Consider the following 18,227-nt stretch of genomic DNA (forward strand, 5'->3'; position numbering starts at 1 on the left):
ATTGTGGCAGATAAGGAAAAAGCAGCTAGCAACGAAAAATTGTCTTTAGACAAGATGGTTAAAAAGGTTGTTAAAGATGTTAAAAAAGATAAATCTATTACGGAAAAGGACTTTGTTGCTCAATTGATAAAGCCCTATAAACTACAGGGAAAAGCAGTTGACCAATTAGTTCAAGAATTTGAGGATAACGGCATCAGTATTGTTGATGAAAAAGGTAACCCATCGAGATTAGCCTTGAAAAAGCAAAAAGATGTTGAAAAAGCTGAATTAAAAGATATGTCAGCACCTTCAAGCGTTAGGATGAATGATCCGGTCAGAATGTATCTGAAAGAAATAGGTCGGGTACCCCTACTGAATGCAGATCAGGAAATTTCTTTAGCAAAAAGGATTGAAAAAGGTGATGAAGAAGCTAAGCAGGAGCTGGCAGAAGCTAACTTGCGTTTAGTTGTTTCTATTGCCAAACGTTATGTAGGTCGTGGGATGTCTTTTCTTGATCTCATTCAAGAAGGAAATATGGGGCTGATGAAAGCTGTAGACAAATTTGATTACAGCCTGGGTTTCAAGTTTTCAACTTATGCAACTTGGTGGATCAGGCAGGCAATAACTCGTGCGATTGCGGACCAGGCTAGAACCATTAGAATTCCAGTTCACATGGTAGAAACTATTAATAAGTTAATCAGGATTCAAAGACAATTACTGCAAGACTTAGGACGTGAACCAACTCCAGAAGAAATAGGAGCAGAAATGGACATGCCTACGTCTAAAGTTCGTGATATCTTAAAGATAGCTCAAGAGCCGGTTTCCTTGGAAACTCCAATAGGTGAAGAAGATGATTCACATTTAGGAGATTTTATTAAGGATAAAGATGCAACTAGTCCAGAACAACATGCTTCTTATGAAATGCTCAAAGAGCAATTAGAAGAAGTGCTTGACACCTTAACAGACCGTGAAGAAAATGTTCTTCGCTTACGTTTTGGACTTGATGATGGTCGCACGAGAACTCTAGAAGAGGTTGGTAAAGTATTTGGAGTTACAAGAGAGCGAATTCGCCAAATTGAAGCTAAAGCTTTACGTAAATTACGGCATCCAAGCAGATCAAATCAATTACGTGATTTCTTAGATTAACAAGATAAAATAAAGGCTATTTGGCAAACATCCTAAAGTAGGAAGCAGATAGAAGTATGACGATACTTTTATGGCTATTTGGCAAATCCTGTTGAATTAGAAACAAGCAGCTAATAAACTGCTTGTTTCTTTTTCTTTTGCCTTGTTTTCTGCCAATCTAATCCTGGATAGCAGATTGGAAAAATTGGCGTAGCCAAAAGCTGTGCGCTCAATTTGTTTAATTTTACGATTAAATCCTTCTAAGCAGCCGTTGGAATAATTCGATGTTATCCCGTTGATCACTGTTTTTAGATTATGCTTAAAAATTAACAGTGTTTGATGCATTTGCCAGCCAACATATGAATGACTTCTATAATTGCCTGCGGATCTTTGGCGGCTAAAGCATCATAAAATGACTGCAGCAGGTTGTAGGCATTAGTGAGATCCGTGCTGCAGCTCCTGCGAGCCACAAAAGGGACAACTGGGCTGCAATAAGACAGCTTGGTAAACCTTCTGCTTATAGCCGTTAACCAAACGGAAGAAATAAACTTCAAAAACAATGTTTTGATCTTTAATATCAAGCGCAAATTTAATATAATTATTGAGAGAGGACAAAATTCAAACCTTCTATAAAAAAATATTGGGTGAAGTTAATATTTTATTACACGAAGCAAGAGGAAAATGTCTTCTTTTTTTATGCGATAAAAAACCCATTAACAGCTTATCACATGGATAAGTCATCAACAGGATAAATTATAGAGCCGAAAAAAGTTCGAAAAGATTATTTAAAGACCTAAATCGTTCATGTAAATTCTTACTCTATTTCTACCTTCTGGAGTTGAATGTGTATAATGTCTCGTCATTGAAACATTAGCATGTCCCATTACGGCTTGTACATCAGTCATATCTTCTCCTTTATTAAGGGTAGCATAAGTGTGTCTAAAGCCATGAACTGTAATATGTTTTTTTAATTGAGGGTTAGCGGCACAACCGGCTAATCCAGCGCTTCATTCCTAAAGGCAAGTGCATCAAGGATTATGACTTAAGGCAAATCTATGGCATTGAGGAATGGTGCAATAACCTGCCCCGCAAGATCTTAGCCTACCACACACCCGATGGATTATACGAAAGAAGATTAGATTGCATCTATCAGATCAAGTAGGGTGTTCAACTTAAAATTGCAATTTTCGAATTTAAAAAATTGCAGTTTTTAAATTAAAAGTTTTGCTTAACTTAATGACATTGAACCCTTGTTTTGTCTAATTATACGTTGAAACGATAGATTGCCCCTCATCCGGAATTAATGTTTTGATGGCCGGACTAATCTTTTTACCTACTTGCTTTTGTTTAATAAAAATGTATTTTGAATCATTAGTAAGATTAAAATCTGAAAAAGCTACTGTCATGTCATGAGAATTTGTTTTATTCATTCTAGTTGTATAAATTTTCTTCCCATTATAATAAAAAATAAGAGTACTATTTTCATTGGCATTCACGTCAAAATAAATTGTACCATTTTTTTGTTCAATCTTATTGATCATCGGTTTAGGTGAAGCATAATTTTTACTGCTTAGTTTTCGTCTAGTTACTATTTCTTTACCAGACTTATTTAAACCACATAAGATAACATCTTTATAGCCACTAAATTTCAGATTTGAAGAAAAGCGTCCTTTTTTACTAATATTAACTGTTTTAATTACATTTCTATTATATAGTACCTTTAACTTTTTGATACCTTTAGCTTTACCTTTTAGTTTAGCTTCATTGTCATTCTTATTGAAAGTCAAAGTCGTTTTACTTATTTGAGGAACTGTTTTTGCATGAGATATTTGACTCCCAAAAATGCATAACCCTAAAAATATTATACATCCTAATACTAATTTTTCTTTGCTCAGTCGCATATTATTTTCAACTCCCTTCTGAAACCAACATAAAATTACGACTTTAAAAATGTCCTATAGTTAAATGCTTAATTAAGGGACAACGTGTGTAAAAGTAATTAAAAATCAATTAACCCATTACACTTACACTAACGATTGCTCTTTGGGACAATTTTCATATAAGTAATAACAGTTATAATATCTTCTGAATCTCTCACGGAGAATAGGGCAGATGTAGAATAGATTGCATTCATACCACGAACATCACAATCTTGAATACTATAAGATCTGTTAGCAGGGTTCACGTCACTATAGGCCTCTTTTTTGATCTGAAATTATTTTCAAATTACTTTTACAATCATATTTTAACACACTTATTATTATGCTATGAATAAAACCGGCAGAACTACTACTGCTCCAAGTCTACTCTTGGTTAGGGGGTTGATTTTGAAAAATAGCACAAGTGCCACAATAAGCAAAATTCTTGAACAATTATTTGTCCAGGGTGCCATCGTCTAATTAATTTATCAGAAAGCATTTCAAATACTCCTTAAAATAATTCGTCTCGCTCACCATCTAAGATATGCTCATCAATGTTTTCATTAAAATATACTAGCAAGTCGCGGTCAAAATTATATGCCAATTTATGTTTGAAAAGTTCTTCTTTAGTCATCCAGGTTAATTTACCTTCTCTTGAGGCCTTGACTTTACCGGTGAATTTAGTGGCAATATAAAAAAAGACAAGATAGCGGTGGTCGTTTTCATCATAAAATTGTTTAATTCCACAAAGACGAGGATTTTTAATATCTAAATTCGTTTCCTCCTTAACCTCGCGCACTACTGAGTCATAAAAAGATTCGTGATTTTCCACATGACCACCCGGAAAAGTCAATCCTGGCCAATAAGGGTCATTACGATCCAAAACTAAGATATTATCGTTTTTTTTAATCATGCACATATTTGTCAAAGTAACAGGTTCAGTTCTATCCATTAAGTCAAAAATCTCTTTCTTTTAAATCTTATTATCAATTATAAAATAGCAATTTAGAAAGAAAAAGAAAATTTTTCTCACTTTTTTGCCGGCAAATTAAAATTATACTAGGGATTTTGTGGCATTTATTAATTTGTTCCATTATACTTGTAATACTGTTTTAAGTTTTAGGAGGATAACATGGCTATCAAATATGCAAAGAAATGGAAACTTTTTCTTTTTCTAATTATTTCAATTCTTGATTCATTTCAGTCAGTATTTTTAGCTTATCTATTAAAAGTATTCATTTCCTTTGCTCAAAAGCCTACGGGAAATTTGCTCGGATTAACTTTATTCGCCATTAGCGGATTAATTATTTTCAGTATAATTGGAATACTTTTTCAGTATTCCTTTTTAAATTTGATCCATGATATTAACATCAAAATCAAAGAGATAGCAACAGATCATATCGTTAATATTAATGATCAAGCTAAACTTGATACTTCATTTATGACAAACGACCTTAAACAAATTGAGACTAGTAAAGTTGTTGCCGAATTAAAAATTTTTAATTACATCTTAAAATTTTTGACTGCTATTATCACTGCAGTGATTACATCTTGGTTTATTTCTTTGGTTTTTTTTATTGCAGCAATAATTCCAGCCTTAGTTCAAAATTTTGCCGGTAAAAAAATTTCTGCTAATTCTAAAAAATGGGAAAGGGCAAATAGTAATTATACCGCTACCGTTACGGAAACGATTAACGGCACAACCTTTTTTTCTTTATATAATTCAGAAAATTCTATTGCTAAGCGTTTAATAAAAAGCGCTCGCAAAATGGAGGACGCCTTACAATCAACGAATTTATCCAAGGGCATTGCAAACGAATTAACCTCTTTTGCCGCATATTGTTTTGGCATGATTATTCCATTTAGTGTTGGAGTTTATTTGATAACTATAGGAAATATTGCTTTGAGTACTTTTATGATGATTGTGCAGCTATCGAATAATTTCGTGAATCCGATAGTTAATATTTTTATGTGCGTTAATGATATTAAAACAACCACTCCCATTTGGACTAAATTTATAAAAATACAAAAGTATAAAAGACAAGCAAGCGATAATAGTTCAATCCCTGTTTTCAATAATTTGAGTTTAAGCAATGCCACAATCTATTTTGATAAACAAACTATTTTTCAAAAAGTAAATTTGGTAATCAAAAAGGGGGAAAAAATATTATTACAGGCTCCTTCAGGTTGGGGAAAATCAACTTTGCTCAAAGTCTTGATAGGAAAATATAAGCTGGATTTAGGCTCTTACCTGATAAATGGAGAAAAGGCTAGTGGTAATTGGAATAAAGACCATGAACTTTTTGCTTTAATCAATCAACAACCTTTTATTTTAAATGACACGATTGAATACAATATTACTTTAGGACAAAAGGCTACCAAACAAGAACTGAATAAGGCCGTTTCTAAAGCAGGCCTAGAAGAACTGGTAAGAAAAAAAGGGTATCAGTATCAAGTTGGTCTTGGAGGCAAAAATTTGTCAGGAGGACAAAATCAGCGCATAGAAATTGCCCGCGCATTACTCAAGAAAAGGCAAATTTTGTTAGCAGACGAAGCTACTGCCTCATTGGACACAAAATTATCTCGAAGAATTCACGCTACTTTTTTAAAAGAATTTTCCGGAACAGTAATCGAAGTTGCTCATCATATATCTACAGATGAAGCAAGCATGTTTGATCGTAAGATCGATTTAGAAGCTAATAAAAAAAGTATTTAAAATCGTTATTTTATCTTTATCTAATAAAAATTCATTATGCTAAAATTTTATTATGAAGAAAGTAGGATATAAATGAACTTAAGATTGAACTCATTGGCACAAATGGTTGACCAGAGTGCACGCATTGCAGATATTGGTACAGATCATGCCTATTTACCAATTCAACTAGTGAAAGAAAATAAGATTCAGTTTGCTATTGCTAGTGATGTTGCAGCTGGACCATTGGAGAATGCGAAAAAAGACATAGCAGCTGCTGGTTTAGATGGGAATATTGAAACTAGGCTTGGGGCAGGACTTGATACTATTAATTCTGCTGATCAAATTGATACAGTAATTATTGCCGGAATGGGCGGCAAGTTAATAACGCAGATTTTAAATGATGCTTGGCTAAAAGATTCTATTTTCAAAACTTTAATCCTTGAGCCAAATATAGGTGAGCCGGGTGTCCGAAACTGGTTAATGAATCATAATTATCAAATAAAAAGAGAAAAAATTATTTCTGAAGCAGGACACACATACGAACTAATTAAGGCAGAAAAAACTAATAAAATTGTCAAATTGACAGAAAAAGAATTATTTTTTGGTCCAGAAATCTTAACAAAAAAAAATGAAGTTTTTTATCAAAAATGGCGAGGTCAACTTGCATATCACAAGAAATTACTGCTTAATTTAAATAAGGCTAAAGAAAAAGATTTGGTCTATATGCACAAAATTGAGTCAGAAATAAAAATGATCGAGGAAGAAATAAATGACTAAAGTAGAAGATATAATAGCTGTTTTACAGCAACATTTTCCAGAAGAAATAGCTAGTAAAGGTGATCCAGTTGGTCTTCAAATCGGCTCGATGAAGCAAAAAGTGACCAAGGTTCTAACTACCTTAGATGTCAGACCGCAGGTAGTTGACGAAGCAATACAAAAAGGGGCAAATTTAATCATTAGTCATCATCCGTTAATGTTTCGTCCGGCTCAAAATCTTGATTTTGCTAATCCCCAATATGCGATGTATGGCAAAATTATTGCTCATGGAATTACCGTCTATTCTATTCATACTAATTCTGATAAAGCAGAAGATGGATCAAGCGACTGGCAAGCTGAAGAACTGGGATTAAAAGATATTGAACCATTTTGTCCTGATGAAGATGGCATAGCTATAGGGCGTAAGGGTAGACTAGCCCAGCCTCTTTCTGCTAGGGAATTTGCTTATTATGTCAAAGACAAAATGCACGTAAAAATGGTAAGATTAATTACTGCTGATAATGAGCAACTGATTTCTTCTGTCTGCTTTATTTGTGGTGACGGCGGAAAATATTGGCATCAAGCAGTAGAAGAAAAAATAGATGCATTTATCACAGGCGATGTATACTACCATACGGGACATGATATGATTTCAGCAGGTTTGACAGTAGTTGATCCAGGGCACTATACTGAAAAAATATTTAAACAAAAAATTTTTCAAAAGTTGCTTAAATGGAACAAAGAAAATTCATGGGATGTTGATGTCACAGAATCAAAAGTTTCTACAAACCCATTTCAAGATTTATTTTAATTAAGGAGAGACAATGAAATATCCAAATTTATTACCTAGATTTTTAAAATATGTCAAAGTTAATTCACGCTCTGATGAGCACTCTGATCGTTTTCCTTCGACAAAGCGACAAGAAATTTTTCAAAAAGAATATATTCTGCCTGACCTGGAAAAATTGGGTTTATCTGATGTGCATTATAATCAAAAATCAGGCTGCGTCATTGCTGAAATACCGGCAAATGTTGATTATGATGTTCCAGTAATGGGACTTTTAGCGCACTGCGATACTGCAGACTTTAATGCGGAAAATGTTAAGCCGCAAGTTCATGAAAATTATGATGGCAAATCTAAAATTCAATTAGGCGACTCTAATTTTTATCTGGATCCTGCCGAGTTTCCTAACTTAAAGAAATATGCGGGACAAACTATTATTACAGCTTCCGGAGACACACTGCTTGGCGGCGATGATAAGTGTGGAGTAGCAGAATTAGTTACTGTAGCAGAATACTTATTAGACCATCCAGAAATAAAACACGGTAAAATTCGCTTTGGCTTTACTCCTGATGAAGAGATTGGAATGGGCGCACAGCATTTTGATATTGATGAATTTGGAGCGGACTTCGCTTTTACAGTTGATGGTGGTGCTCCGGGTAAGTTAGATTGGGGTACCTTTTCTGCTGCAACCTTTACCCTTGATATTCAAGGGGTTAATGTTCATCCATCTGTGGCAAAAGATCAAATGATTAATGCAATTCAGATTGGTATTAACTTTCAAAATCAGCTTCCGCAAAATGAGGTTCCTGAAAAAACAGCTGGACGAGAAGGATTTTACCATTTAACCCATTTTGCTGGTACGGTTGACAATGCGCAAATGGAATACATTGTTCGTGACTTTGAAAGAGACGGTCTTGAAAATCGCAAAAATAAGGTTAAAACAATCGTTAACCAAATGAATAAGGAATTTGGCACCGAAAGAATTAAACTCGAAATGAGGGATCAGTATTATAACATGGCTGATGTGCTAAAAGACCATATGGAAATTGTTAACTTAGCTAGAAAAGCATATGAGGCTGAAGGACTTACGATCAACGAGGACCCTGTCAGAGGTGGCACTGATGGTTCACTTTTAACTTACAGAGGTCTACCTTGTCCAGATCTTTTTTCCGGACAAGAAAATATGCACGGACGCTTTGAATATACCGTGCTTGAATCTATGGCAAAAGCAGTAGATGTAATGATTAAAATGATAGAGTTGAATGCAAATAGCAATAAATAGTGAAACAAAAACGACTGTTTTTATTATTTCTTATTAAAATAATTAAAAGCTTAAATCTTGTTCTGATGGAGAAAATTTAACTTCTAAAAAGTTAGTAAAATTATGCACAATTAATAGAAATTTAAATTTAGGTACATAGGATCATTATCAAAAATGGTTTTATGTGCCTTTTTTCTTTTTAAAATTTTATATTGATAATTTGTGAAACACTTAAATTTTTCTAAGACAAAAGGCAAAAGACTCCTTGCAAAAGTTGATTATTTATTTTATTATACTAGTGTATTAGATAAATAGTTCACTATTATAATATAAGAGAAAGGATGAGTGATCATGCGAAGTTCTATTGCACTAAAAGTTGATAATGTTTGCACTTATGTGGGCAAGACAGTGCTAGTAAATAATGCTACTTTTGATGTTAAAGCTGGTGAAATAATAGGTCTAATAGGCCCAAATGGAGCTGGAAAAACAACTATTATGAAAACCATTTTAGGGTTAATGAAATTTAAAGGAAAAATAGAGGTTAATGGCAAAAATGTGTCTGAAAATGACCATCATGCTTTAACAAAGGTTGGAGCATTAATTGAACATCCAGCAATTTACCCATTTCTTACTGGTATGCAAAATTTGACCCTTTATGCTCACGATCAAAAAGATATGGCAAATTTGATTTCTGAATTACAAATGGATTCATATATTAATAATAAGGCTAAAGGATATTCACTAGGGATGAAGCAAAAATTAGGCATAGCCATCGCCTTATTAAATCAGCCCCAAGTTGTAATTCTTGATGAACCAATGAACGGACTCGACATTGAATCAACGATTCGAGTAAGAAAATTAATCAAAAGATATTCTGATCAAGGAACAGCTTTTTTAATTTCAAGTCATATTTTAAGTGAATTACAAAAGGTAATGACGAGAGTTGTCTTAATCTCCGGAGGACAAATTATATTGAATAAAGAGGTCAAAGAATTTGAAAAAATTAGTCACCAAAAATACCATTTGACTACTGAAAATAATAAACTTGCCAAAAAGATTTTTGCTGCTTACCAGATCACATTTACAGAAAATGAAAATTATTTGATAGTAAGTCAAAACGACATATACAAAATAGAAGATCTGCTATTTAACGAAGGTGTTCACTTAAAAGAAATTTTGCCGCTTGAAGCCAACCTTGAACGAATTGTAGTTGATGTCTTGGAAAAGAAAAGAGGCTAGACAAAATGCTTATAAGCTTTAAACAGGAAATCTATAAGTTCAGGCATGAAAACATTGCTCTGTATGGTCTGATTATTCTCATTGTAACAATGATTTACAACTTTTTTACTAATCCTATTACACGCCAATCCCTTGGCTACGGATTTGGTGCAAATGAGTGGATTTCTTTAATAGTTATTACCGTAGCATCTGCAATTTTTTCAATGGAATACAAGAATAACACGATTATCATGCTGGAGTATAAGACTTCCAGCAAGTTTCAAATTTACTTTTCCAAGTTTTTGGTTGTCTTAGTCTATAGTTTTCTCCTAACAGTGATTGCATTTTTACTTACCTTGATTTTAAGCATGTTCTTTAATAATGTCAGATATGATTGGTTAGTTAACAAAAATGGTAATAATCTTTTAAATGATCTGGTAACTAACCTGGCAGGAGCATTGATTTATTCTTTTTTTAGCATTGGCTTATCTTTTATGCTCATTATGCTGGTTAAAAATAATGCTGTAGTAGTTTGTTTTGGAATTGTACTAGCATTTTTTGGCGCCAGCTTTTCCAAAGGATTAATGCAAACCTTTCCCCATTTTATAAGTACTATTAAATGGAACTTTTTAAATATGATTTTTATTTCCCAGCAACTATCAAATTCAAGCCTTAGCTTAAAATCGAATTTATCAAGTCTTGAACTAATTATAGCCAATATCGTTTATGGCATAGTTTTTATGGTTCTAGGATATTATCTATTCAAACATCGACGAGTATAAAGAGAGGAGATCACTAAAATGATTTATAGTATTAAGCAGGAATTATATAAATTAGTGCACCGCAAAATTACTTGGATCGCAGCTATCATATTATTTTTTCTAATGCTTATTACCGGTTTCGCTTTAGCAGATGAAAGTAAAAAGCTAATTTTAACATTAACTTTTGATTCTTCTGATTTTATAATGTTTATCCTAGTGATAGTAGGTGCCACGTATTTTTCAATGGAATTTCAAAACAATACGATTTTAACACTTTTATATAAGTCTTCGAATAAAATATATGTCTACTTATCGAAGTATATTGTTTTGTTCTTATACGATGTTTTTCTGCATTTGCTAGCTCTTTTTTATACCATTTGTCTGCGTTATACCATATTTAATTATCGAGTTAATTGGTCAGAACTTTATCTATACCATCAGCCGGTATGGCTAAACATGGTAACTGCTTCTCTAGTAGATTTAGTAACTACAATGTTAATTATTGCTATTGTTTTTTTACTCTCGTGTCTAATTAATAGTAGTGCAATTGTAATTACAGCAAGCCTTCTAATTACATTTATGGGTCAAAGTATTTCTTCGGACCTAATGAATGGAGGCAAACTGGTGAATATTATGAAATGGAACCCTTTTAATATGGTGGACTTGACCAGGCAATATGGTAATTATGGCATGTATGTTTTAACTACCCACCTTAATAACCAAGAGCTTTTAGTGGGTAGTCTAGTCTATATTCTTATTTTTGTGATTGCCGGCTATTTAATCTTTCGCAGAAAATGATTTTAAGTAATTAATTGCATAACTTTTAAGTTTATTGTAATATTATAGTGTATTATAAATGTAATACAGTTAGAAGAAAATTATGAATTTTAGAGACGATTTACCGATATATATACAAATAAAAGAATATCTATGTCGCCAAATAATCACCGGCAAGCTTGAGCCAAATCAGAGGATTCCCTCTGTACGCCATTTAGCAACGCAGTTGACAGTGAACGTTAATACTATTCAAAAAGCACTCAAACAAATGACTACGTCAGGGCTTTTAATTACTAAAAGAGGAGAGGGTAATTTTGTTACTAGCGATAAAAAATTATTGGAAAAAATCAAAAGAGACATGATAGTTGCTGAACAACGTAAGTTTGTTCAGAACATGAAAAGCTTAGGAATCACGCCAAAACAAACTAATCTTATTTTGGCTAATCACTTAAAGTAGGGAGTAAAAAAATGGATAATCTTTTAGAAATCAGAGATTTAACTTACAAGAAAAATCTGAAGACGATTTTAAATAATATCAACTTAAATTTACAACCAGGAAAAATAGTAGCACTTTTAGGCGAAAACGGCGCTGGTAAAACGACCTTAATGAGGGTAATTAGTGGGATGGCTAAAAACTATCGTGGAACCGTAAAAATTTCTGGTGAAAGTAAAGAGGCTCAACGAAAAGCCCGGCTATCATTCACTGATAGTCTAACGGGTTTTAACAACTCAACTAAAATCAAAGATATTGTTAAATTTTATGAAATTATTTATCAAGATTTTGATGGTAAACAATTTGAGCAACTTCGTCAGTTTATGAAATTAGATCCTGAAATGCGGTTATCTGAGATGTCAAAAGGGATGCGAGAAAAATTAATTATTGCACTTGCATTTTCGCGCAAAGTTGATCTTTACCTATTGGATGAACCTTTTTCCGGTATTGATGCTATGGCTCGTAAAAAAATTATTAACTCAATCATTTTATGGAAACCAGAAAAATCAACAATTCTCGTTTCAGATCATTTTGTCAACGAAATTGCCAGTATGTTAGACGAAATAGTCATAATCAAAGACCAAACCATTTATACTCATAAATCAACTGAAGAGATACGCGAACACCATAAGAGCGTTGAAGACTACTATGAAAGTTTATATGAGGCGGAGGATGAATAATGGCTACTTTCAACCACTTATTTGGCAAACTTTTTGAAAAAAAAGCCAAATATGTTCATCTACTAGTTGTCCTGCAATTTATCAGTTCTCTGGCATCAGCGTTTTTTACTTATTTTAGTTTTTATTCTGGCAGGTTTCACTTAAATTTGAACAATAACCTTGAATTTTTTCCAGGATGGATGGCCTTATTTGCTTCTTTTACTTTCCTGTTTGGACCTATTTTATATATTTTAACTGTCGTTCAGAATGAACGCTTAAATAGAAGTCAGACATGGCGTTTGGCACCAATCAGTGATGGCAAATTCTATGCTGCTAATATCTTAAGTTCATTTGTTTCATTAATTTATTTTGTGTTTTTAGATTTTTTAATTGCAATTGGTTTTTTCCTTTTGTCATTAATAATTTACCCCCAATTTGGCAAAAATCTGCGGTTTGAACTCAATTTAGATACTGACACATTTCTTACCTTTATTTGTATCATACTGTTGGTAATTCTAACTTCTCTTTTTATTTATTTTTTGGTTAGTTTCCTCAACTTTTCCAGTCAGGCAATTTTAAGTTTTTTACCACAAGCATCAAGTCATATTTTAATTTCTTTTATTCGTATATTCATCATTATCATATTAATGGGACTGCTTGTTAAGCTCTATAGAGTATTGATAAACTCTTTTGTAAATCTTTTTTTACTAAAAGCTACTGATCTTGCGGGATTAGAATATGTTGTAGGTATGATGTTTGTTGCTAATTTGATAATGCTTGGCATCAACGTCTTTTTAATCAATCATTTCTTTGAAGCAGAAGAGAAGTAAATCATAATATTTTTTACAATATTTTCATAGTAGGGAGGAAGAGTATGACTTCATTTAAAAGTTTGTTTGGCAGATTCTTTGTCGAAAAAGCAAAAAATGTTTATTCATTTTTAATTATTCAAACAGTTGGTGCCCTTGCATTTTCTGTTTTTGGTCTGCTAATTGGGACAGGTAAGATAGGTGAATTTTTAAATTCTTATACTGAGCTTTTACCTGACTGGTTAATGGGCTTTTGTCTATTAGGTGTCTTTTTTGTCATTTTCTTTTTTATTTATATTATTGTTAAAAATGAAAAGATTAACCATAGTCAAACATGGCGTTTAACTGCGATTAGTAACGAAAAATTTTACATCGCTAACAGCTTAAGTACATTTGCAACGTTTGTTTATTTCATTATTCTTAACATCATTGTTGCTGGTATCTTGCTAACCGCTTCATTTTTTATGGACAAGGCTTTTCGTAATTCTTGTGAAAGAATGTTTAAGCAATTTAGACCAAATTTTGAACTAAATACAATTCGTTTTATTTTTGATATCACGCTACTCATACTTTTATGTTGCTTTTTCATTTCGTTATTGATCAGCTTTTTAAATTTTTCCAGTAAAGCCATCATGGATTATCTTCCTGTAGCTTCAAACGGCTTAATTGTGAAACTATTACATATTTTTATTGTTATTGTAATAGCATGGCTTTTTACTAAAGTAGAAAAAATTTTTGTCGATCAAGTTTTAGGCAGCCTCTTGAATTTTTTAAACTTAAATCCGGCTTATAACAACGCTTTACCATATGTTAATGTAATTGTTGTAGTTGTTAATTTAATAATGTACGTTATTAATATCTTTTTATTTAAGTATTTCTTTGAGGCAGAAGAAAAAAGTAGCTAGTAAAACAATATTTGTCACCAGTTAGAAATAAAAATAAGGAGTCAAAATGTCGGAATTTAGCAGACTATTCAATAGATTTTTTAAAATTAAAGCAAAAAAATTAAAAATATTACTGTCTTTTCAGCTAATTGCAGCTCTAGCATGTGCCTTTTTTACTTATTATGAAGTTACAAATTGGCATATTCAAAAAAATCTAAAAAATAATGTCGGTTTGATACCAGAATGGGCATTATATTTTGTCATCTTAGCCTTCTTTGTCATATTATTTGTATTTATTTTAACTCCTTTGCAAAGTGAAAAATTTAATCGAAGTCAAACCTGGCGTTTAGCTGGAATAAGTGATAGTCAGTTTTATCTAGATAATGTTTTGAGTACATTTGTATCTTTTATTTACATGCTTTCGCTTGAAGTAGTTGCTGCAGTTATGCTAGGTTTCTTATCTTTTTTGGTTGATAAAGATTTTCAACGAGGACTTCATGATTTCCTAATGGATCTACATCCTAATTTTGATTACAATGTTTTCTGGACTGTAATTGGTACGATTGTCTTAGCCATTTTAAGTTGTTTCTTTTTATACTTTGTTATCAGTTTCTTTAACTTTGCTAGCCAGTCCATAATAGATTTTGTACCCGCCAACGTTAATGGAGCACTTGTAAAGATATTCCATTTATTCATAATTTTTGTACTAATCTGGTTCTTTTTTAAAATTCAACATATATTTGTCTACAAAATTCTTTTATCAGTATTTAACCCAGCTAATTACGGACTTGCTTTTTCTAGTAATTTACCTTTTGCAATTTTGTCAACCACAATTTGCGATCTTATTTTGTTGGTCAGCAACGTTTTCTTATTCAATCATTTTTATGAAGCTAGTGAACGTAAATAGGTAGGCAAATAAAAAAATTAGTTTTACAATCTTGTAATTTCTCACAAAAAAGTAAGTTATTACAACAATTAAAAGGTTTGCGGAAAAAATAAATCTGGTTTATGATAGTGTATTATAGGTGTATTACGGCCAAAGGATGGTGGACTTGTGGAATTTAAAGATAACATTCCCATTTACTTACAAATTAAGCAATACCTATATCGACAAATAATTACCGGCAAATTGAAGCCAGGTAAAAAAATCCCTTCTGTACGTGAACTAGCAGTGCAACTCACTGTAAACGTCAATACGGTACAACGTGCCTTACAACAAATGAACTTTGAAGGCATTTTGTATACCAAGAGGGGAGAAGGTAATTTTGTCACTGAAGATACTACTTTACTTGAAAAAACGAAAAGGGAATTAATTGACGCTGAACTAGACAAATTTGTTCAGAGCATGAACTCCTTAGGGGTTTCTGATGAACAAATTCTCAAATCTTTAACTGAATATCTTAAAGAGGAGCGTAAATAATGGGCAATCCCTTAGAAATAACAGACTTAGTTTACAAAAAGAACCAGAAAAAAATTATTACTGACTTAAATTTAACCCTTAAACCAGGAAAAATTGTTGCTCTTTTAGGTGAAAACGGAGCGGGCAAAACTACTTTAATGCGAATAATTAGTGGCGTAGCTAAAAACTATCGAGGCACTGTTAAAGTTGCAGGTTTTGCCAAAGAAGCTGACAGAAAGGCACATCTTTCTTTTACTGATGGCCTGACAGGATTTGCTAATTCAACTAAAATCAATGATATCGTCAAATTTTACCAAATTTTATACCATGATTTTAGTCTAAAGCAATTTGAGCAGTTAAGAAAATTCATGAATTTAGATTCTGACATGCGCTTATCTGAAATGTCTAAAGGAATGAAAGAAAAGCTGGTAATTGCTTTAACTTTTTCCAGAAAAACAGATTTATATCTTTTGGATGAACCCTTTTCCGGCATTGATGCTATGGCTCGCAAAAAAATTATTAAGTCGATAATTTTATGGAAGCAAGAAAAATCCACTATTTTAGTTTCAGATCATTTCGTAAATGAAATCGCTGCGGTTTTGGATGAAGTTGTTATTATTAAAAATAAAACTGTTTGTATGCAAAAGTCGACTGAAGCAATTAGGGCTGATAATCAAAGTGTAGAGGAATTTTATGAGAGTTTTTATCAAAGAGAAGAGGATGAATAATGGCTATTTTTAATCGCTATTTTACGGTGCTTTTCAGATTAAAAACCAAATGGATTTCTATTTTGTTAATTATCCAGACTGTAGCTTCATTTGCGATGTCTTTTTTCAATTTTAATAACGGCCATGTATACATTAATAGAACTATTTTTTCTAATTTCTTTACCTTATGGCTGACTATTTTTGTGTTGTCAGCGTGGCTTTTTACCGGGATATTTTATTTAACCACCTGTTTTCAAAATGAACGTGTCAGTAAAAGTCAGACTTGGCGTTTAGTACCAATTGATGATAAAAAGCTGTATTTCGATAATATTTTAAGTTCGTTTGGTGCATTGCTTTTCTTTGTGATACTCGAAATAATTTGCACATTAATTTTAGGCGTTGTTACTTTTACTTTTGATAGTCAGTTTCACACTGTCATAATCGAAATGTTTACTGATATTGGAAGGCATTTGCAACAAGTTGATCTGGAAATTATGTTTAACTTCTTTGGTGCAATTATGATGGCTATTCTTTGCGCATTTTTTGGTTACTTCATTATCAGTTTTTTAAACTACTCCAGTCGTGCACTTTTGGATTTTCTTCCCCAAGCACTTAGCAAAGCTTACTTTCGGGTAATTGCAGTGTTTGTGATTATTTTAGTTGCCTGGCTTGCAATCAAAGCCAGTAACATTGGCCTACAAATAATTTCATTTCCGTTTAGATTTATGATGGGAGAAACCACAGGTACAAATGACGATTTAGCCCTAGCACTAATCTTAATGCTCGTAATCAATCTATTCTTTTGGCTCTTGGATACAATCCTCTTCAGTAAATTCTTTGAGGCTAGAGAAGGAAAATAAAAATTCGTATACTAAAAGACGCTAAAAATTTTTTAGCGTCTTTTTAACGGCCAAAAAAGACTCATGATACAAACAGCAAAAATACCAATGCGAATAAAGACAAAATGCAATAAAAGTTATAGCAGCAATTTTCTCAGCTATTAAACTACGCAAAAGCAAGATAATTAATTATTTTTTCGCAACACCGAAAATAAAAAGCCTGCAATGAAATGAGACGCATTGCAGGCTAAACTTTATAAATAACTTTTTAATGATTTGCAGCAAGGTAATCGTACAGCTGATTAATTTCTTCAGGAGTAAACTCGCCTTCGCCAGTTTTCATTGCGTGAATTTTTTCAACTGACAAATGACTTGCAAAAGCTAAATCCGTATCAGTAACATGATGTTTTACTTGAAAATCGATAATTGCATCGGATAATTCTTCTAATTGCTGATTCATAATAAATTCTCCTTTACAATTTATTTTAACGGAAAAATATTAAAATTCAAAGGAAATTAAAAACCCTGAATTTTATTAAATGGCCAATATCTGAATTTGACTTTGCCAACTAAATTTTGTCGTTTTACGGGACCAAATATATGTGAGTCCTTTGAAATGTCACGATGGTCGCCCATTACCCAATAATAACCCTTCGGAACTTTATAAGTAAAATTCGTCGTATATGTCTGGCCTTGAGCATTATTAGCTTTTTTAAAATGATTTTCTAGATATGGCTCAGGTAAAAGTTTGCCGTTGACATACATTTTATCATTTTTAGAAACAAGCTTATCACCAGGAAGACCAATTACACGCTTGATATAATATGCCCCGGGGACATCATTAGCTGCCTTAGGAGCAAGCAAAACAACAACATCATTGCGCTTAGGAGTAAAATTACGCACAGCAATCAAACGGTCATTATCTTCAAAAGTCGGTTGCATAGACGGTCCAGAAACTCTATCATTAGAAAGTACAAAATGGAATAAAACATAGAATACACCTAAAATAACTGCCATCATTATGACAACATCAAGAATAAATTTACCTAAGCTTTCTTCCTCTTCGTCTTGCTTTTTTGTTACTTTTTTCGCCATAAAATTTTTCTCCTTTATTATGCTACCTTTTATTATAACTGAAATCCTTCAGTTTGAATGTTAAAAT

At 32.5% G+C, this 18,227-nt stretch carries 21 protein-coding genes and 3 pseudogenes; 17 read left to right on the plus strand and 7 right to left on the minus strand.

From position 1 onward, the window contains the following. Positions 1–3: 3 nt before the first annotated feature. Positions 4–1,125, plus strand: coding sequence for an RNA polymerase sigma factor RpoD (gene rpoD / locus AAA926_RS01480; protein WP_198179189.1), 1,122 nt, complete (start codon positions 4–6; stop codon positions 1,123–1,125). Between the two features lie 96 nt (positions 1,126–1,221). Here rpoD and AAA926_RS09845 read toward each other — a convergent pair. From AAA926_RS09845 to AAA926_RS01495, 3 genes and pseudogenes are all read right to left on the minus strand, one after another. Next, a pseudogene (locus AAA926_RS09845) lies at positions 1,222–1,556 on the minus strand (transposase); the annotation flags it as partial. Beyond that, the gene (locus tag AAA926_RS01490; RefSeq protein ID WP_198179190.1) at positions 1,540–1,719 is read right to left on the minus strand and encodes a hypothetical protein; all 180 of its coding nucleotides are present in this window, start codon (positions 1,717–1,719) and stop codon (positions 1,540–1,542) included. The gene AAA926_RS01490 and the pseudogene AAA926_RS09845, both read right to left, overlap by 17 nt. A 170-nt stretch (positions 1,720–1,889) precedes the next feature. Further along, positions 1,890–2,066 (minus strand): annotated as a pseudogene (locus AAA926_RS01495) (tyrosine-type recombinase/integrase); the annotation flags it as partial. A 20-nt stretch (positions 2,067–2,086) separates the two neighbouring features. Between AAA926_RS01495 and AAA926_RS01500 the strand changes: the two are divergent. Beyond that, positions 2,087–2,266, plus strand: a pseudogene (locus AAA926_RS01500) (IS30 family transposase); the annotation flags it as partial. 97 nt (positions 2,267–2,363) lie between these two features. On the opposite strand, the gene AAA926_RS01505 reads toward AAA926_RS01500, so the two are convergent. Both AAA926_RS01505 and AAA926_RS01510 read right to left on the minus strand, forming a co-directional pair. After that, positions 2,364–3,005, minus strand: a complete 642-nt coding sequence (locus AAA926_RS01505) for a hypothetical protein (RefSeq protein WP_198179191.1) — start codon at positions 3,003–3,005, stop codon at positions 2,364–2,366. 529 nt (positions 3,006–3,534) lie between these two features. Further along, entirely contained in the window at positions 3,535–3,975 is a 441-nt protein-coding gene (locus AAA926_RS01510; RefSeq protein ID WP_198179192.1) for an 8-oxo-dGTP diphosphatase, read from the minus strand. Positions 3,976–4,155: 180 nt separating this feature from the next. On the opposite strand from AAA926_RS01510, the gene AAA926_RS01515 reads away from it, so the two are divergent. The 15 genes from AAA926_RS01515 to AAA926_RS01585 all read left to right on the plus strand — a co-directional run bounded on the left by AAA926_RS01515 (position 4,156) and on the right by AAA926_RS01585 (position 17,086). Next, a complete protein-coding gene (locus AAA926_RS01515) occupies positions 4,156–5,739 on the plus strand; it encodes an ATP-binding cassette domain-containing protein (RefSeq protein WP_338211701.1) in 1,584 nt (527 codons plus the stop codon). A gap of 72 nt (positions 5,740–5,811) precedes the next feature. After that, complete coding sequence (locus tag AAA926_RS01520) at positions 5,812–6,495, plus strand: tRNA (adenine(22)-N(1))-methyltransferase (protein WP_338211702.1); 684 nt, start codon at positions 5,812–5,814, stop codon at positions 6,493–6,495. Continuing rightward, positions 6,488–7,285 (plus strand): Nif3-like dinuclear metal center hexameric protein, encoded by a 798-nt coding sequence (locus tag AAA926_RS01525; protein WP_338211703.1) that lies wholly within the window; start codon positions 6,488–6,490, stop codon positions 7,283–7,285. The genes AAA926_RS01520 and AAA926_RS01525 overlap by 8 nt, the downstream gene beginning before the upstream one ends. 13 nt (positions 7,286–7,298) lie before the next feature. Next, positions 7,299–8,540: a peptidase T gene (gene pepT, locus AAA926_RS01530; RefSeq protein ID WP_338211704.1), complete on the plus strand. Its 1,242-nt coding sequence runs from the start codon at positions 7,299–7,301 to the stop codon at positions 8,538–8,540. 330 nt (positions 8,541–8,870) lie between these two features. Then, positions 8,871–9,758, plus strand: coding sequence for an ABC transporter ATP-binding protein (locus AAA926_RS01535; protein WP_338211705.1), 888 nt, complete (start codon positions 8,871–8,873; stop codon positions 9,756–9,758). 5 nt (positions 9,759–9,763) lie between these two features. Next, on the plus strand, positions 9,764–10,519 hold the full coding sequence (locus AAA926_RS01540; RefSeq protein ID WP_338211706.1) for a DUF2705 family protein: 756 nt from the start codon (positions 9,764–9,766) through the stop codon (positions 10,517–10,519). Positions 10,520–10,537: 18 nt separating this feature from the next. Beyond that, positions 10,538–11,296 carry an ABC transporter permease gene (locus AAA926_RS01545; RefSeq protein ID WP_338211707.1) on the plus strand — a complete coding sequence of 253 codons (759 nt, stop codon included), beginning with the start codon at positions 10,538–10,540 and terminating at the stop codon, positions 11,294–11,296. Positions 11,297–11,378: 82 nt separating this feature from the next. Further along, positions 11,379–11,732, plus strand: a complete 354-nt coding sequence (locus tag AAA926_RS01550) for a GntR family transcriptional regulator (protein WP_198179204.1) — start codon at positions 11,379–11,381, stop codon at positions 11,730–11,732. An 11-nt stretch (positions 11,733–11,743) separates the two neighbouring features. Then, complete coding sequence (locus tag AAA926_RS01555) at positions 11,744–12,448, plus strand: ABC transporter ATP-binding protein (RefSeq protein WP_198179206.1); 705 nt, start codon at positions 11,744–11,746, stop codon at positions 12,446–12,448. Continuing rightward, positions 12,448–13,257 (plus strand): hypothetical protein, encoded by an 810-nt coding sequence (locus tag AAA926_RS01560; protein ID WP_198179207.1) that lies wholly within the window; start codon positions 12,448–12,450, stop codon positions 13,255–13,257. Before AAA926_RS01555 ends, AAA926_RS01560 begins: the two co-directional genes overlap by 1 nt. Positions 13,258–13,301: 44 nt before the next feature. Further along, the gene (locus AAA926_RS01565; RefSeq protein WP_338206474.1) at positions 13,302–14,141 is read left to right on the plus strand and encodes a hypothetical protein; all 840 of its coding nucleotides are present in this window, start codon (positions 13,302–13,304) and stop codon (positions 14,139–14,141) included. A 46-nt stretch (positions 14,142–14,187) separates the two neighbouring features. Further along, positions 14,188–15,027, plus strand: a complete 840-nt coding sequence (locus AAA926_RS01570) for a hypothetical protein (protein WP_338211708.1) — start codon at positions 14,188–14,190, stop codon at positions 15,025–15,027. Between the two features lie 147 nt (positions 15,028–15,174). Next, entirely contained in the window at positions 15,175–15,540 is a 366-nt protein-coding gene (locus AAA926_RS01575; RefSeq protein ID WP_046332134.1) for a GntR family transcriptional regulator, read from the plus strand. Next, positions 15,540–16,247: an ABC transporter ATP-binding protein gene (locus AAA926_RS01580; RefSeq protein ID WP_338211709.1), complete on the plus strand. Its 708-nt coding sequence runs from the start codon at positions 15,540–15,542 to the stop codon at positions 16,245–16,247. Before AAA926_RS01575 ends, AAA926_RS01580 begins: the two co-directional genes overlap by 1 nt. After that, entirely contained in the window at positions 16,247–17,086 is an 840-nt protein-coding gene (locus AAA926_RS01585) for a hypothetical protein (protein WP_338206477.1), read from the plus strand. The genes AAA926_RS01580 and AAA926_RS01585 overlap by 1 nt, the downstream gene beginning before the upstream one ends. Positions 17,087–17,333: 247 nt before the next feature. On the opposite strand, the gene AAA926_RS01590 is transcribed toward AAA926_RS01585, so the two are convergent. Next, on the minus strand, positions 17,334–17,525 hold the full coding sequence (locus AAA926_RS01590; protein WP_046324857.1) for an LBP_cg2779 family protein: 192 nt from the start codon (positions 17,523–17,525) through the stop codon (positions 17,334–17,336). Positions 17,526–17,581: 56 nt separating this feature from the next. Continuing rightward, positions 17,582–18,160 (minus strand): signal peptidase I, encoded by a 579-nt coding sequence (lepB, locus tag AAA926_RS01595; RefSeq protein WP_198179213.1) that lies wholly within the window; start codon positions 18,158–18,160, stop codon positions 17,582–17,584. Between the last annotated feature and the right edge of the window lie 67 nt (positions 18,161–18,227).

The organism is Lactobacillus juensis, from assembly GCF_036246285.1.
Taxonomy (GTDB): domain Bacteria; phylum Bacillota; class Bacilli; order Lactobacillales; family Lactobacillaceae; genus Lactobacillus; species Lactobacillus juensis.

What these genes read in the sequence shown, in the direction of transcription:
- AAA926_RS01505 (WP_198179191.1), bottom strand. Translation starts at nt 3,005, where the DNA reads ATGCGACTGAGCAAAGAAAAATTAGTATTAGGATGTATAATATTTTTA.
- AAA926_RS01510 (WP_198179192.1), bottom strand. Translation starts at nt 3,975, where the DNA reads ATGGATAGAACTGAACCTGTTACTTTGACAAATATGTGCATGATTAAA.
- AAA926_RS01515 (WP_338211701.1), top strand. Translation starts at nt 4,156, where the DNA reads ATGGCTATCAAATATGCAAAGAAATGGAAACTTTTTCTTTTTCTAATT.
- AAA926_RS01520 (WP_338211702.1), top strand. Translation starts at nt 5,812, where the DNA reads ATGAACTTAAGATTGAACTCATTGGCACAAATGGTTGACCAGAGTGCA.
- AAA926_RS01525 (WP_338211703.1), top strand. Translation starts at nt 6,488, where the DNA reads ATGACTAAAGTAGAAGATATAATAGCTGTTTTACAGCAACATTTTCCA.
- pepT (WP_338211704.1), top strand. Translation starts at nt 7,299, where the DNA reads ATGAAATATCCAAATTTATTACCTAGATTTTTAAAATATGTCAAAGTT.
- AAA926_RS01535 (WP_338211705.1), top strand. Translation starts at nt 8,871, where the DNA reads ATGCGAAGTTCTATTGCACTAAAAGTTGATAATGTTTGCACTTATGTG.
- AAA926_RS01540 (WP_338211706.1), top strand. Translation starts at nt 9,764, where the DNA reads ATGCTTATAAGCTTTAAACAGGAAATCTATAAGTTCAGGCATGAAAAC.
- AAA926_RS01545 (WP_338211707.1), top strand. Translation starts at nt 10,538, where the DNA reads ATGATTTATAGTATTAAGCAGGAATTATATAAATTAGTGCACCGCAAA.
- AAA926_RS01550 (WP_198179204.1), top strand. Translation starts at nt 11,379, where the DNA reads ATGAATTTTAGAGACGATTTACCGATATATATACAAATAAAAGAATAT.
- AAA926_RS01555 (WP_198179206.1), top strand. Translation starts at nt 11,744, where the DNA reads ATGGATAATCTTTTAGAAATCAGAGATTTAACTTACAAGAAAAATCTG.
- AAA926_RS01560 (WP_198179207.1), top strand. Translation starts at nt 12,448, where the DNA reads ATGGCTACTTTCAACCACTTATTTGGCAAACTTTTTGAAAAAAAAGCC.
- AAA926_RS01565 (WP_338206474.1), top strand. Translation starts at nt 13,302, where the DNA reads ATGACTTCATTTAAAAGTTTGTTTGGCAGATTCTTTGTCGAAAAAGCA.
- AAA926_RS01570 (WP_338211708.1), top strand. Translation starts at nt 14,188, where the DNA reads ATGTCGGAATTTAGCAGACTATTCAATAGATTTTTTAAAATTAAAGCA.
- AAA926_RS01580 (WP_338211709.1), top strand. Translation starts at nt 15,540, where the DNA reads ATGGGCAATCCCTTAGAAATAACAGACTTAGTTTACAAAAAGAACCAG.
- AAA926_RS01585 (WP_338206477.1), top strand. Translation starts at nt 16,247, where the DNA reads ATGGCTATTTTTAATCGCTATTTTACGGTGCTTTTCAGATTAAAAACC.
- AAA926_RS01590 (WP_046324857.1), bottom strand. Translation starts at nt 17,525, where the DNA reads ATGAATCAGCAATTAGAAGAATTATCCGATGCAATTATCGATTTTCAA.
- lepB (WP_198179213.1), bottom strand. Translation starts at nt 18,160, where the DNA reads ATGGCGAAAAAAGTAACAAAAAAGCAAGACGAAGAGGAAGAAAGCTTA.